At 69.5% G+C, this 12486-nt stretch carries 11 protein-coding genes; 5 read left to right on the top strand and 6 right to left on the bottom strand.

What is annotated here, in order from left to right:
* Window positions 1-19: 19 nt before the first annotated feature.
* The gene (locus tag G4Z16_RS16120) at window positions 20-2668 is read right to left on the bottom strand and encodes a transglycosylase domain-containing protein (protein ID WP_197351473.1); all 2649 of its coding nucleotides are present in this window, start codon (window positions 2666-2668) and stop codon (window positions 20-22) included.
* Between the two features lie 372 nt (window positions 2669-3040).
* On the opposite strand from G4Z16_RS16120, the gene G4Z16_RS16115 reads away from it, so the two are divergent.
* Window positions 3041-3742, top strand: a complete 702-nt coding sequence (locus G4Z16_RS16115; RefSeq protein ID WP_197351472.1) for a PadR family transcriptional regulator — start codon at window positions 3041-3043, stop codon at window positions 3740-3742.
* Between the two features lie 50 nt (window positions 3743-3792).
* Entirely contained in the window at window positions 3793-4875 is a 1083-nt protein-coding gene (locus tag G4Z16_RS16110) for an inositol-3-phosphate synthase (RefSeq protein ID WP_197351471.1), read from the top strand.
* Window positions 4876-5056: 181 nt separating this feature from the next.
* Here G4Z16_RS16110 and G4Z16_RS16105 read toward each other — a convergent pair whose 3' ends face one another.
* The 3 genes from G4Z16_RS16105 to G4Z16_RS16095 all read right to left on the bottom strand — a co-directional run bounded on the left by G4Z16_RS16105 (window position 5057) and on the right by G4Z16_RS16095 (window position 8848).
* Complete coding sequence (locus G4Z16_RS16105) at window positions 5057-6088, bottom strand: alanine racemase (protein WP_197351470.1); 1032 nt, start codon at window positions 6086-6088, stop codon at window positions 5057-5059.
* Between the two features lie 80 nt (window positions 6089-6168).
* The gene (locus G4Z16_RS16100) at window positions 6169-7287 is read right to left on the bottom strand and encodes a lipid II:glycine glycyltransferase FemX (protein ID WP_197351469.1); all 1119 of its coding nucleotides are present in this window, start codon (window positions 7285-7287) and stop codon (window positions 6169-6171) included.
* Between the two features lie 64 nt (window positions 7288-7351).
* A complete protein-coding gene (locus G4Z16_RS16095) occupies window positions 7352-8848 on the bottom strand; it encodes an MFS transporter (RefSeq protein ID WP_197351468.1) in 1497 nt (498 codons plus the stop codon).
* Between the two features lie 222 nt (window positions 8849-9070).
* Between G4Z16_RS16095 and G4Z16_RS16090 the strand changes: the two genes are divergently transcribed.
* Window positions 9071-10015, top strand: coding sequence for a DUF5996 family protein (locus tag G4Z16_RS16090; RefSeq protein WP_197351467.1), 945 nt, complete (start codon window positions 9071-9073; stop codon window positions 10013-10015).
* Between the two features lie 154 nt (window positions 10016-10169).
* Here the strand turns inward: G4Z16_RS16090 and G4Z16_RS16085 are convergent, their stop codons facing one another.
* Together G4Z16_RS16085 and G4Z16_RS16080 are read right to left on the bottom strand one after the other, a co-directional pair.
* Window positions 10170-10532, bottom strand: coding sequence for a UBP-type zinc finger domain-containing protein (locus tag G4Z16_RS16085; RefSeq protein ID WP_197351466.1), 363 nt, complete (start codon window positions 10530-10532; stop codon window positions 10170-10172).
* A gap of 381 nt (window positions 10533-10913) precedes the next feature.
* Window positions 10914-11216 carry a hypothetical protein gene (locus G4Z16_RS16080; RefSeq protein ID WP_197351465.1) on the bottom strand — a complete coding sequence of 101 codons (303 nt, stop codon included), beginning with the start codon at window positions 11214-11216 and terminating at the stop codon, window positions 10914-10916.
* A 234-nt stretch (window positions 11217-11450) separates the two neighbouring features.
* Between G4Z16_RS16080 and rpsF the strand changes: the two genes are divergently transcribed.
* Complete coding sequence (gene rpsF / locus G4Z16_RS16075) at window positions 11451-11741, top strand: 30S ribosomal protein S6 (RefSeq protein WP_197351464.1); 291 nt, start codon at window positions 11451-11453, stop codon at window positions 11739-11741.
* Window positions 11742-11860: 119 nt separating this feature from the next.
* Window positions 11861-12430 (top strand): single-stranded DNA-binding protein, encoded by a 570-nt coding sequence (locus G4Z16_RS16070; protein ID WP_197351463.1) that lies wholly within the window; start codon window positions 11861-11863, stop codon window positions 12428-12430.
* Window positions 12431-12486: the final 56 nt, after the last annotated feature.

Below are 12486 nucleotides of genomic sequence, written 5' to 3'. Positions count from 1 at the left end.
GGCTGGGGCCTGGCGGCCCTTAGTCCCTTTCGCGGCCTCCCGACGGTCCGCCGAAGAGTCCGCCGTTGTCACCCCCACCGGTATCGCCGCCGGTGTCTCCGCCGGTAGCGCCGCCGTCCTGGCCCTGGTTGGTGCCGGCGTCCTGACCTTGGTCGGTGCCGGCGTCCTGGCCCTGGTCGGTGCCGGCGTCCTGGCCCTGGTTGTTGCACAGGATGCCGTTGCAGCTGTCCGTCGGCGACGGCGACTGCGAGGGCGACTGCGAGGGCTGTTGCGACGGTGTGTCGCTCGGCGTCGGCGTCGGCGACGGGCTGGCCCCGGCTCCGAAGACCCTGTCGCCGATCGGCTCGGGCACCGGGAAGGGCTTGGCGTAGGTGCCCTTCAGAGCGCCCGTCATGTACTTCGTCCAGATCTCGGCGGGGAAGGACGCACCGTGGATCGACTCCTGGCCGCCCACGCCGTACATCTTCTGGAAGCGCTGCGTCTTCGCCTTGTCGTTGACCCGCCACATGCCGATCGACGTCGACAGCTGCGGCGTGTAACCGGTGAACCAGGCCGACTTGTTGTCGTCCGTCGTACCGGTCTTGCCCGCCGCGGGACGGCCCAGCGCACTCGCCGCCTTGCCGGTGCCGCCCTTGACGACCGTCTCGAGCACGTTCGTGACGTTGTCGGCCACGCGGGCCTCGAACTTGCTCTTGACGTTCTTCTGGTGCGTGTAGATGTTCACGCCGTCCTCCTCCACACGTGTGACGGAGTACGGCTCGGACTTGTTGCCGCTGCTGGCGAAGGTCCCGTAGGCGTTGGCCATGCGGATCGCGCTGGGCGCCGACGTGCCCAGCGAGAGGGTCGGAGTGCTGCGGGCCAGGCTGTCCTCGTTGAGGCCGGCGTCGAGCGCCGCCGCCCGCACCCTGTCGACTCCGACGTCCATGCCCAGCTGGATGTAGGGCGTGTTCACCGAGAACTGCATGGCCTCGCGCAGCGAGATCCGGCCGCGGTTCTCATTGCCGTCGTTGCGCTGGCGCCACTCCTTGCCTTCCTCGTTGCGCCAGATGCTGCGGTCGTAGTTGCGCAGCTTCAGCTTGTTGTCGCCGTTGTAGATGCTCTTGGGCGAGACCGGCGTGCGGGTGTCCGCGGTCTGCACGTCCGGGCCCTCGGGGTCACGGACACCGTCGCGCATCGCGGCCGCGAGGACGAACGGCTTGAACGTGGAGCCGACCTGGACGCCGGTGTAGTCGGCGTTGTTGGTGAAGTGGGAGGTGGCGTCCTCGCCGCCGTACATGGCGACGATCGCGCCGTCGTTCGGCTTCACCGAAGCGCCGCCGAACTGGACGTACTTGTCGACCTCGCGCTCCTTCGGCTTGATGTTCGCCTTGCGCACCCGCTCGACGGCGGCCTCCATCTCCTCCATCTTCCGCTTGTCGAAGGTGGTGTGGATCCGCAGGCCGCCCTTCTTGAGCCTGCGGTCGGAGATGTTGCTGTTGGCCGTGATGTAGTTGTTGACCGTCTCGACCATGTAGCCCTTCTGGCCCTTGAGTTCGGTCGACTTCTTCGGCTGCTTGGGCATCGGGAACTTCGTGTACTTCGCCCGCGTCGCCCCCTCCAGCCTGTTCGTCTTCACCATCCGGTCCAGCGTCCACGACCAGCGGTCCTTGGCCCGCTCCAGGTTCTTGTCCTGCGTGGCGGCGGAACCGATGCCGCCGGCCGGGTCGTAGAGGTTGGGGCCGTTGAGCGTCGCGGAGAGGAACGCGCACTCGCTCGCGGTGAGGTCCTTGGCGTCCTTGCGGTAGTACGCCTGCGCCGCGGCCTGGATGCCGTACGCGCCGCGCCCGTAGTAGCCGGTGTTGAGGTAGCCCTCGAGGATCTTCTGCTTCTCCACGGTCGCGCCGACCTTGATGGAGATGAACAGCTCCTTGGCCTTACGCGTCAGCGTCTGCGACTGGTCGAGGTAGGCGTTCTTCACGTACTGCTGCGTGATCGTCGAACCGGACTGCGTCTCGCCGCCGAGCGCCATCCTTCCGACGGCGCGGGCGATGCCGATCGGGTCGACGCCCGGGTCCTTGTAGAACGACTCGTTCTCGGCCGCGATCACCGCGCTCTGCATCGCCTTGGGGATCTGGGCGAGCGGCACGATCTGCCGGTTCTGGTCGCCGCCGCCCGCGACGACCATCTGCTTGCCGTTGGCCCAGTAGTAGACGTTCTTCTGCTGCTTCGTCGCCTCGTTGACGCTCGGCGTGCCCACCATCGCCAGTGCGATGCCGGAGAGGCCGATGATCAGCCCGAGGAAGCCGGCCATGGAGCCCAGCACCAGCTTCCAGGACGGCACCCAGCGGCGCACGCCGGTCTTGTTCCAGCGCGGGTAGTCGACGAACCGCTTGTTGGGCGGCGGCTGGAAGCGGCCGCGGGCCCTGCCGTACGCGCCCGCGGCTGCGCGCGCGCGACCCCCTCCGCCGAGGCCGCCCGCTGCCAGGCCGGCGCCGGCTGCGGCGCCTGTTCCGGCCGCACGCCGGCGGCCGCCGCCGCCTCCTCCGCGCGGTGCCCCTCTCCGTGCCTCGGCGCGACCCCCGTAAGGGCTGCCGCCGGCCCTGGGCGGCGGCGCGGAACGGCGGCCGGTGCCGGATGGCGGCTGCGCTGCGCGCCGGCCGCGTGGCGGCTTTCGACGGTGCTCGCTCATGGAACAGCTACTCCTCGGGCAGGCGCTCGCGCCTGAAGGTGGCAGTTGACGTCGTCTGGTCCCCCGAGCGCGACCCGCGGACACACGGTCTGCCGGTCGCACTGCACCCAGGACGATGACGCACTCGAGCGTCGTCTGGTTCCCGGTGGTGGTCTGCACGCGCACAGACTACGCAGATCCAAAACGCCCGTTAGCAAGCATTCATCTCAATCGAGGCAAGTTGCCTTCAACTAATCAGAGATGTGAGTCCCTTCACCCGGGGCCCACTTGTCGCCCGGGTGACAGAGTTCTATCGTGCTGATGTATCGAGCCGATACATCAGCACGACACAAGTCCACGATCGATGCTCGGGGTTGAGGGGGGCGGTGCAGCATGAGCCGGCGCTCGGGAATCCTTGAGTTCGCCGTACTCGGCCTGCTTCGCGAATCACCCATGCACGGCTATGAGCTGCGAAAACGGCTCAACACCTCGCTGGGTGTCTTCCGCGCCTTCAGCTACGGGTCGCTCTACCCATGCCTCAAGACCCTTTTGCAGCGCGGATGGTTGAGCGAGGAGCACGAGCCGTCCCGCCCGCCGGCGGAGAGCGAACGCACCGAACGGGAGGCCCTCTCGGCGTCACTGGCGGGCCGCCGGGCAAAAATCGTCTACAGATTGACCGCGGCCGGAAAAGAACACTTCGAGGAGCTTCTTTCACAGACCGGACCGGACGCGTGGGAAGACGAACACTTCGGTGTCCGCTTCGCCTTTTTCGGGCAGACCTCGCGGGACGTGCGGATGCGCGTCCTGGAGGGGCGCCGCAGCCGCCTCGAGGAACGCCTCGCGAAGATGCGCGCCTCGCTCGCCCGCACACGCGAACGGCTCGACACCTACACCCTCGAACTGCAGCGCCACGGAATGGAATCCGTGGAGCGCGAAGTCCGCTGGCTCACCGAGCTCATCGAGAGCGAGCGGACCGGGCGCGACCTGGAGGCGGGCATCGAGCCCGGTTCTCCACCGCGCCGGCAAGGAGACGCGGGAGGCCGGCCCCGGCATGGGGATCGCACCCCGCCGGATCCGTCCGAGGACACCGCATGAGGCCCCGTACGAACGCGGGTCTCACCGACCAGACACAGGGAGCAACCGGAATGGGTTCGGTTCGTGTAGCCATCGCAGGCGTGGGCAACTGCGCCGCCTCGCTGGTGCAGGGCGTCGAGTACTACAAGGACGCCGACCCGGCCACCAAGGTGCCGGGTCTGATGCACGTTCAGTTCGGCGAATACCACGTGCGTGACGTGGAGTTCGTCGCCGCCTTCGATGTCGACGGCAAGAAGGTGGGCCTCGACCTGTCCGATGCGATCGGCGCGAGTGAGAACAACACCATCAAGCTCTGCGACGTCCCGCCCTCCGGCGTGACGGTGCAGCGCGGCCACACGCTCGACGGGCTCGGCAGGTACTACCGCGAGACGATCGAGGAGTCCGACGCTGCGCCGGTCGACGTCGTGCGCGCCCTGCGGGACTCCGAGGCCGACGTCCTGGTCTGCTACCTGCCCGTGGGCTCCCAGTCGGCGGTCGAGTTCTACGCACAGTGCGCTGTCGACGCGGGCGTCGCATTCGTCAACGCACTGCCCGTCTTCATCGCGGGCACGAAGGAGTGGGCGGAGAAGTTCACCGAGGCCGGTGTGCCGATCGTCGGCGACGACATCAAGTCGCAGGTGGGCGCGACGATCACGCACCGCGTGCTGGCCAGGCTCTTCGAGGACCGCGGCGTCATCCTCGACCGCACCATGCAGCTGAACGTCGGCGGCAACATGGATTTCAAGAACATGCTGGAGCGCGACCGGCTGGAGTCGAAGAAGATCTCCAAGACTCAGGCCGTGACGTCCCAGATCCGCGACCGCGAACTGGGCGCCGACAACGTGCACATCGGCCCGTCCGACTACGTGGCGTGGCTGGACGACCGCAAGTGGGCCTACGTACGGCTGGAGGGCCGCGCCTTCGGCGACGTGCCGCTCAACCTGGAGTACAAGCTGGAGGTCTGGGACTCGCCCAACTCCGCCGGCGTGATCATCGACGCCCTGCGCGCAGCGAAGATCGCGAAGGACCGGGGCATCGGCGGGCCGATCCTCTCGGCCTCCTCGTACTTCATGAAGTCGCCGCCCGTGCAGTACTACGACGACGAGGCGCGGGAGTTGGTGCAGGCGTTCATCGACGGGAAGACGGAGCGCTAGGCGCTGCCCGGCGGCCGTTGGCCGCCGGGTCCGGCGGACCGGCCCCGTCCCCTTCAGGGGCGGGCGGGCATTGGTCCGCCGGACTTTCCCCGATGTCACCGCTACTTGCGGTCTCCGCCCGCGCGGCGGAGACCCCCGGCGACGGCGGGCCCGGCCAGGGCCCCTCCCGGTGCGTGCCGCCTCAGCGGTCGACCGTGCGGTCCACCATCGTGGTCGTGTGCCGTAGTTGGGCCGTCAACTCCTCGCCGACCTTGGGCTCCGCTGCGTCCCCCGGTACGAACAGGATCGACATCTGCATGTGCGGCGGCTCCGCGAACCACCTCTGCTTGCCGCCCCAGAGGAACGGCGAGAGATTGCGGTTCACCGTCGCCAGCCCCGCACGGGCCACGCCCTTCGCCCGCGACGTCATCCCCTGCAGCGCCTTCGGCGACTCCAGGCCCACGCCGTGCGACGTGCCGCCGGCGACGACCACGAGCCAGCCGTCGCCCGGAGCCTTCTGCTGCCGGTAGCCGAACCGGTCGCCCTTGACGACGGGCGTCACGTCCAGGATCGAGCCCCTGTACTCCGTGGCCGTGTGATCCCCCAGCCACAGCCGCGTACCGATGCGCGCCCTGAACTTCGTCCGCGGGAACTGCTGTTGGAGCCGGGCGAACTCATCGGGGCCCAGGTGCGAGACGAACATCGTCTCCAGCGGCAGCCTCGCCGCACGCAACCGGTCCATCCAGCCGATGACTTCCTCCACCGCGTCCGAACCGTCCGTACGGTCCAGCGGCAGATGGACGGCGAAGCCCTCGAGCCGCACCTCGTCGATCGCGGCGTGCAGCTTCGGCAGGTCCTGCTCGGTCACGCCGTGCCGTTTCATGCTGCTCATGACCTCGATGACGACCCGCGCACCGCGCATCAGGCCGACGCCCTCCACCGAGGACACCGAGCGGATCGCGCGGTCGGGCAGCGGCACCGGCTCCTCGTCCTTGCGGAAGGGGGTGAGGACCAGCAGGTCACCGCCGAAGAAGTCCTTCATGCGGGCGGCCTCGTAGGTCGTGCCGACAGCCAGGATGTCGCTGCCGAAACGCGTGGCTTCGTCGGCCAGCCGCTCGTGGCCGAAGCCGTAGCCATTGCCCTTGCAGACCGGAACGAGGCCCGGGTACTGCTGGATCACCGACTGCTGGTGCGCCCGCCAGCGATCGGTATCGACGTAGAGGGTGAGCGCCATGGCCGGTAGGGAACCTTTCTTCCGTCACTCGTCTCGGTCATCTGATTGCGACCTCTCATACAGCGCGTCCCCCCGCGCCGTCAGCGTCGCGACATGTAGATGTCGAGCGCCTTGTGCAGCAGCTTATTGAGCGGGAAGTCCCACTCGCCGAGATACTCGGCGGCCTCTCCCCCTGTGCCCACCTTGAACTGGATCAGCCCGAAGAGGTGGTCGGACTCGTCCAGCGAATCGCTGATGCCGCGAAGGTCGTAGACGCTCGCGCCCAACGCGTACGCATCCTGAAGCATCCGCCACTGCATCGCGTTCGACGGTCGTACCTCACGCTTGTGATTGGCCGATGCACCGTACGAGTACCACACATGGCCCCCCACGATCAGCATCGTGGCGGCAGCGATCCGCTCGCCCTCGTGCTCGGCGAAGTACAGCCGCATGCGGTTCGGGTCCTCGGCGTTGAGCACCTTCCACATGCGTTCGAAGTAGGCCTTGGGCCGCGGACGGAACTTGTCGCGCTCCGCGGTGATCTCGTACAGCCGCTGCCAGTCGTCCAGATCCTGCAGGCCGCCCTGCACGACCTCGACGCCCGCCTTGTCGGCCTTCTTGATGTTGCGCCGCCACAGCTGGTTGAAGCCCTTGTGCACCTCTTCCAACGACCGTCCCTCAAGGGGCACTTGGAAGACGTAACGAGGCTGCACGTCACCGAATCCGGCGCCGCCGTCCTCGCCCTGCTGCCAGCCCATCCGGCGCAGCCTGTCGGCGACTTCGAACGCGTGCGGCTCGATGTGCGTCGCCTGCACGTCCCTCAGCCGCTTCACGTCGGGGTCCTGGATGCCGCTCTTGATCGCGGGCGCGTCCCAGCGCCGGATCACCACCGGCGGGCCCATCTTCACCGAGAAGGCACCCTGTTGCTTGAGATGGGCGAGCATCGGCCGCAGCCAGTCCTCCAGTTGGGGCGAGAACCAGTCGATGACCGGGCCCTCCGGGAGGTACGCCAGATACCGCTTGACCTTCGGCAGCTGCCGGTAGAGGACGAGGCCCGCGCCGACGAGCTCTCCGTTGCCGTCGAACCAGCCCAGGTTCTCCGACCGCCACTCGCCCTTCACATCTGCCCAGGCCGGCACCTGGCAGTGGCTGGCCGAAGGAAGGCTGCGGACATAGGCCAGATGCTGCTCACGGCTGATGGCCCTCAGGGTCAGACTCATGCGGGACGCTCCTCCGGCGCAGGTGGGTGACTCGCCGGGAAGCCTACTGTGCGTCGGGTGCGCATCACGTCCCGCCGCCGGGCTCGGCACGCTCGGCACGCTCGGCGGCAGGAGGCGGCGCGGACAGGGAGCACGACCTGCACACGGCGTCCACCGTCTCCTGCGTCGGCACCGCGGGCCTGACGAACAGCCAGGCCGTGGCACCCGCGGCCGCGAGCAGTGCGGCGCAGATCAGCATCGAGCCCTGGAAGGCGGCGTCGACATCGGCGGGCGAGCGGTACTCGTCGCCGGACAGGCCGACGATCGCGGGAATGGCCGCCACGGAGATCAGGCCCCCGGTACGTGCGGCGGCGTTGTTGATGCCGCTCGCGGTCCCCGACCTGTCGACGTCCACTGAGTCCAGCACCGTCGCAGTGAGCGGAGCGACCAGCAGCGTCATGCCTGCCCCGAGCCCGATGCCCGCGGGCAGCACGTCGGCGAAGTAGGAGGAGTCCGGACCGATCCGGAGCATCAGCAGCACGCCGATGCAGGCCAGTACCGGCCCTGTCGTCAGCGGGATGTGCGGCCCGATGCGCTTGCCGAGCTGGGCGGCCCGGCTGGAGAAGGCCAGCATCAGCAACGTGAGCGGCAGCAGCGCGAGCCCGGCCAGCAGCGGCGAGAAGCCCGCGGTGGTCTGGAGCTGAAGTACGAGGAAGAAGGACACCGCGGCCAGCGCCCCGTAGATCAGCACCGTCACCACGTTCGTGTACGTGAACAGCCGCACGGAGAACAGCCCGAGCGGCACCATCGGATGCGGCGAGCGGCGCTCCGCCACGATGAACGCCGCACCGAGCAGCACGGCCGACGCACCCGTCACGATCGCGGCGAAGGGATGTGTGGAGGCGACCGTCAGGGCGTAGGTGAGGGAGCCCAGCGACAGCGCCGCGAGCACGGCACCGGGGACGTCGAAGCGGCCGCTCGCCGTCTCATCCCTCGTCTCCGGTACGTGGCGCAGGGCGACGGCCGCGGTCAGGACGGCGAACGGAAGGTTGATCAGGAACACCCAGCGCCAGCCCGGCCCGCCGGCCAGCCAGCCGCCCAGCAGCGGCCCCACCGCCCCGGCCACTCCGCCCAGACCGGCCCACGTCCCTACGGCGGCGGCACGGTCCTGGGGACGGAAGACCGCCTGGATGATCGCGAGCGAGCCCGGTGTCAGCAGCGCGCCGCCCACCCCTTGCAGGCCGCGTGCGCCGATCAGCAGCGGCGCGCTCGGAGCGAGCCCGCACATGGCCGAGGACACCGCGAACCACAGCACCCCGGCGACGAAGATCCTGCGCCGCCCGTACCGGTCACCGAGGGAGCCGCCCAGCAGGATCAGCCCGGAGAGCGTCAGCAGGTAGGCGTTCACGGCCCACTGCAGCCCCGCGAGGCTCGCCCCCAGGTCCTCGCCGATGCGCGGAAGGGCCACGTTCACGGCGGTGCCGTCCAGCAGCACCATGCTGGAGCCCAGGACGGTGGCGAACAGCACCCAGCGCCCGGTGGCGCCGGACATCTTCACCTCTCCCGCGCGCGCAGATGTCATGGCACCCATCCTGCTGCCCGCACCCGGGATCAGCAGCGCCGCGCACGCACATGTCCGGCCCTCCCATGGCCGCCCGGTCGCGCATGCACGGTGCGGCCCGCCGCGCACATGCCGGACACCTGCGATGTCGTCATCATGGGAAGTGCCAGGCCCGCAGGCCCGGCGCGAGGCGTGCCGGAGCAGGAGGGCAGGAAGCACCACAGCAGGAAGGGGGAGGACGCCATGGAGCTCTTCCCGCCCCTGCCTCTCACCGAGTGGCGGGACACCAAGGAGACCCTGCACCGCTTCGAGCAGCTCGTCGGCAAGATCCGGCTCACCTCGAGCAGCCGCCGGAACCACTGGTGGAACGTGCCGTTCCACATCACCGGCCGCGGCATCACCACGCGCCCGATGGGCCAGGCCGACGGCAACCCCGTCTTCACGATCGACTTCGACTTCGTCGATCATCAGCTCGTCGTCGCGGCGCTCGACGGCACGGAGATCTCCTTCCCCTTGCTCGGCCAGTCCGTGGCCTCCTTCCGCCGGATGACGCTGGAGGCGCTCACGGACCTCGGCATACACGCCGAGATCCCCCACCCCGAGCCCTTCGATCTGCCCGACTCCGCAAGGCCGTTCTCACGGGACACCGAGCACGCCACGTACAACCCGGAGCACGCCAACCGCTATTGGCAGATCCTCAGCCAGGTGGCACTGGTGCTCGAGGAGTTCGCCGCACGCTTCTCCGGCAAGAGCAGCCCCGTGCACCACTTCTGGCACACCTTCGACATCGCCCATACGCGCTTCTCCGGCCGGCACGTGGAACAGCCGCCGCAGACGGACGCGGTGACCCGCGAGGCGTACTCACGCGAGGTGATCAGCGTCGGCTTCTGGTTCGGCGACGACTCCTTCCCGGAACCCGCCTTCTACGCCTACGCCGCCCCCGAGCCCGCGGGACTGGAGACGGAGCCGATCCGTCCGGAGCAGGCGCGCTGGGTGCCGCAGAACGGCGGTCATCTGGCGCTGCTGCGCTATGACGACGCGCGCGCCTTCGCCGATCCCCGCTCGACGGTGCTCGACTTCTACGAGAGCGCGTACCGGGCGGCGGCCTCGCGTGCCGAATGGGACATGGAGGCGTTCACGAGCCCGCACGGCGTCACGGATCAGCAGCTGGTCGGGCACCACCGCTGACGGCCCAGGGCGAACTCCGGGCAGGCTCCCGAGGGGGCGAACTCCGGGCGGGCCCCCGAGGGGCCCCGACGCGCGTCGGCCCGGGGCAGTGCGCGGCGCGCAGATTCCGCGCCGCGCACAGGCCCGGGGCCGGGCCCGCATCCGGAGCGCAGGCTCAGTGCAGCTGCCGCTGCCAGTCCGCGGGGACCTTGCCCTCCGGGCCCGGAGTCGGCTGTGACTGCGGATGAGACGTGGGCGGGGCGAGCCGCGGGCCCTCGTAGATCTGCTCGGTGTCCGCGTTCCAGAACCAGTCCTCGCCCGGCTCGAAGCTGGCCAGGAAGGGATGCCCGGCCTGGTGTGCGTGCATCGTGGCGTGCTGTCCCGGCGAGGAGTCGCAGCACCCGATGTGCCCGCACTCCGCGCAGCGCCGCAGATGGAACCACCACCCGGGGCCGTCGCCCGCCGAACACTCGACGCACCCGGTGCCGCTCGGCGGCGCGGAAGGATCGATGCCAGGGACTCCGTCCTGCTGTGACATGTGCAGACTCCTCTCGCTCGCCCCCGTCCCTCCCCTCGGACTTCTCCCTCGGCCGCGGGGGCCGCGTCGTTGCGACGCCGGCGCGACGAAGGCGCACGTACGGGCGCGGGAGGCGCGGGCCTGCGCGGTGAGGCGCGCATGCGCCCTGAGCCGGCAGCCATCGGCCGAGTGGTCACACGATCGGTTGATGACCGGACGCCGACCGCCCGCAGCCGTACATCCGCCAGAGTAAGGAGAGCTGGCATTCCCGGCATTTCGGAAGGCGGCGGACAGCCCGACGGCCGGTACGACGCCCGGCCCGCCGTCGGAGGAACAGCGAGCCCGGGGCCGGACCGGCCGTGTGCTGGGGGCCTGGTTCCGGGGCCGCGGTCGCGGCTGGGCTCAGACGAGCAGTCCGCCGTGAGCCATGCCCAGATAGAAGCCGAAGGCGGCCCCGCCCAGCCCGATGATCAGTGCGAAGCGCTCACCCGTCGTGGCGGAGATGAACTGCCCCCACGCCCCCGTGACGATGCCGACCAGGCCCGTCCAGGCGCTGAGCACATGCAGCTCCGGCGACAGCAGTGCCGTCAGGAATGCGACCACGCCCACAACGACCGTCACCGCCGCGAGTGAGCTCTCCAGCGGGTGAGCCCTGCTGTCGTCGAGGACCATGGAAACCGGGTTGTGCCGTACTGCCTGTGCCATGCGGCACCTCCTGACAGAGGCCAGCAACGGCGGCGCCCCAGTGACGCCGCTCACACCGTTGCGTCCAGGTTGCGGCGACTTGCCCCCGGATTTCAACCGGAAGGCTCAAGCCGGGTAGTCTGAACGGTCTGCACCCACCCGCCGCCGAGCTGAGGCGGCGCCGGTGCGGAACGCATCACGAACCTCCTGCCACGGAACGACCGTGGCCGCGAGTCCGAAGGAGGTGGGTTCCACATGCGTCACTACGAGGTGATGGTGATCCTCGACCCCGATCTCGAGGAGCGCGCGATCTCGCCGCTGATCGAGAGCTTCCTTTCCGTCGTCCGCGACGCAAAGGGCAAGGTCGAGAAGGTCGACACCTGGGGCCGTCGCCGGCTCTCCTACGAGATCAACAAGAAGCCCGAGGGCATCTACTCGGTCATCGACGTGCAGGCCGAGCCTGCGGCCGTCAAGGAACTCGACCGCCAGATGAATCTGAACGAGTCGGTTCTGCGGACCAAGGTTCTGCGCCCCGCCGCCCACTGAGCCTCACGGCACACAGGGCACCACGGACGGGCACAGCACCGGACACCGAGTAGCAGCAAGCCACAGCACGAGCCACAGAAGCCACAAGCAGCCAGCAGCACCCCGCCGAGAGGTTCCCCATGGCAGGCGAGACCGTCATCACGGTCGTCGGCAATCTTGTCGACGACCCCGAGCTGCGCTTCACCCCCTCCGGTGCGGCGGTCGCGAAGTTCCGTGTCGCGTCCACCCCCCGCACCTTCGACCGCCAGACCAACGAGTGGAAGGACGGCGAGAGCCTCTTCCTGACCTGCTCGGTCTGGCGGCAGGCGGCGGAGAACGTCGCCGAGTCCCTCACCAAGGGGACGCGCGTCGTCGTACAGGGCCGCCTCAAGCAGCGTTCGTACGAGGACCGCGAGGGCATCAAGCGCACGGTCTACGAGCTGGACGTCGACGAGGTCGGCGCCAGCCTCCGCAATGCCACCGCCAAGATCACCAAGACCACGGGCCGAGGTGGCCAGGGCGGCGGCTTCGGCGGCGGCCAGGGTGGCGGCGGCTGGGGCGGAGGCCAGGGCGGCGGCCAGCAGGGCGGCGGCGCACCCGCGGGCGACCCGTGGGCGACCGGCGCACCGGCAGGCGGCGGCCAGGGTGGCGGCGGAGGCGGCTGGGGCGGCGGCTCCGGCGGCGGCTACTCGGACGAGCCCCCCTTCTGACAGGACGCGCACCCGCGCGTACCGGCCGGAAAGACCGCCGCGGAGCACCCGCGGTC

Origin of the sequence: Streptomyces bathyalis, assembly GCF_015910445.1 — a bacterium.
In the GTDB taxonomy this organism is placed as follows: domain Bacteria; phylum Actinomycetota; class Actinomycetes; order Streptomycetales; family Streptomycetaceae; genus Streptomyces; species Streptomyces bathyalis.
The sequence above is the reverse complement of the archived record's forward strand: the minus strand, read 5'-3'. Positions and strand labels throughout refer to the sequence as shown.

Excerpts from the sequence above, each read along its gene's own strand:
- rpsF (WP_197351464.1), top strand. The coding sequence starts at position 11,451 with ATGCGTCACTACGAGGTGATGGTGATCCTCGACCCCGATCTCGAGGAG.
- G4Z16_RS16070 (WP_197351463.1), top strand. The coding sequence starts at position 11,861 with ATGGCAGGCGAGACCGTCATCACGGTCGTCGGCAATCTTGTCGACGAC.
- G4Z16_RS16120 (WP_197351473.1), bottom strand. The coding sequence starts at position 2,668 with ATGAGCGAGCACCGTCGAAAGCCGCCACGCGGCCGGCGCGCAGCGCAG.
- G4Z16_RS16110 (WP_197351471.1), top strand. The coding sequence starts at position 3,793 with ATGGGTTCGGTTCGTGTAGCCATCGCAGGCGTGGGCAACTGCGCCGCC.
- G4Z16_RS16080 (WP_197351465.1), bottom strand. The coding sequence starts at position 11,216 with ATGGCACAGGCAGTACGGCACAACCCGGTTTCCATGGTCCTCGACGAC.
- G4Z16_RS16095 (WP_197351468.1), bottom strand. The coding sequence starts at position 8,848 with ATGACATCTGCGCGCGCGGGAGAGGTGAAGATGTCCGGCGCCACCGGG.
- G4Z16_RS16100 (WP_197351469.1), bottom strand. The coding sequence starts at position 7,287 with ATGAGTCTGACCCTGAGGGCCATCAGCCGTGAGCAGCATCTGGCCTAT.
- G4Z16_RS16115 (WP_197351472.1), top strand. The coding sequence starts at position 3,041 with ATGAGCCGGCGCTCGGGAATCCTTGAGTTCGCCGTACTCGGCCTGCTT.
- G4Z16_RS16085 (WP_197351466.1), bottom strand. The coding sequence starts at position 10,532 with ATGTCACAGCAGGACGGAGTCCCTGGCATCGATCCTTCCGCGCCGCCG.
- G4Z16_RS16090 (WP_197351467.1), top strand. The coding sequence starts at position 9,071 with ATGGAGCTCTTCCCGCCCCTGCCTCTCACCGAGTGGCGGGACACCAAG.
- G4Z16_RS16105 (WP_197351470.1), bottom strand. The coding sequence starts at position 6,088 with ATGGCGCTCACCCTCTACGTCGATACCGATCGCTGGCGGGCGCACCAG.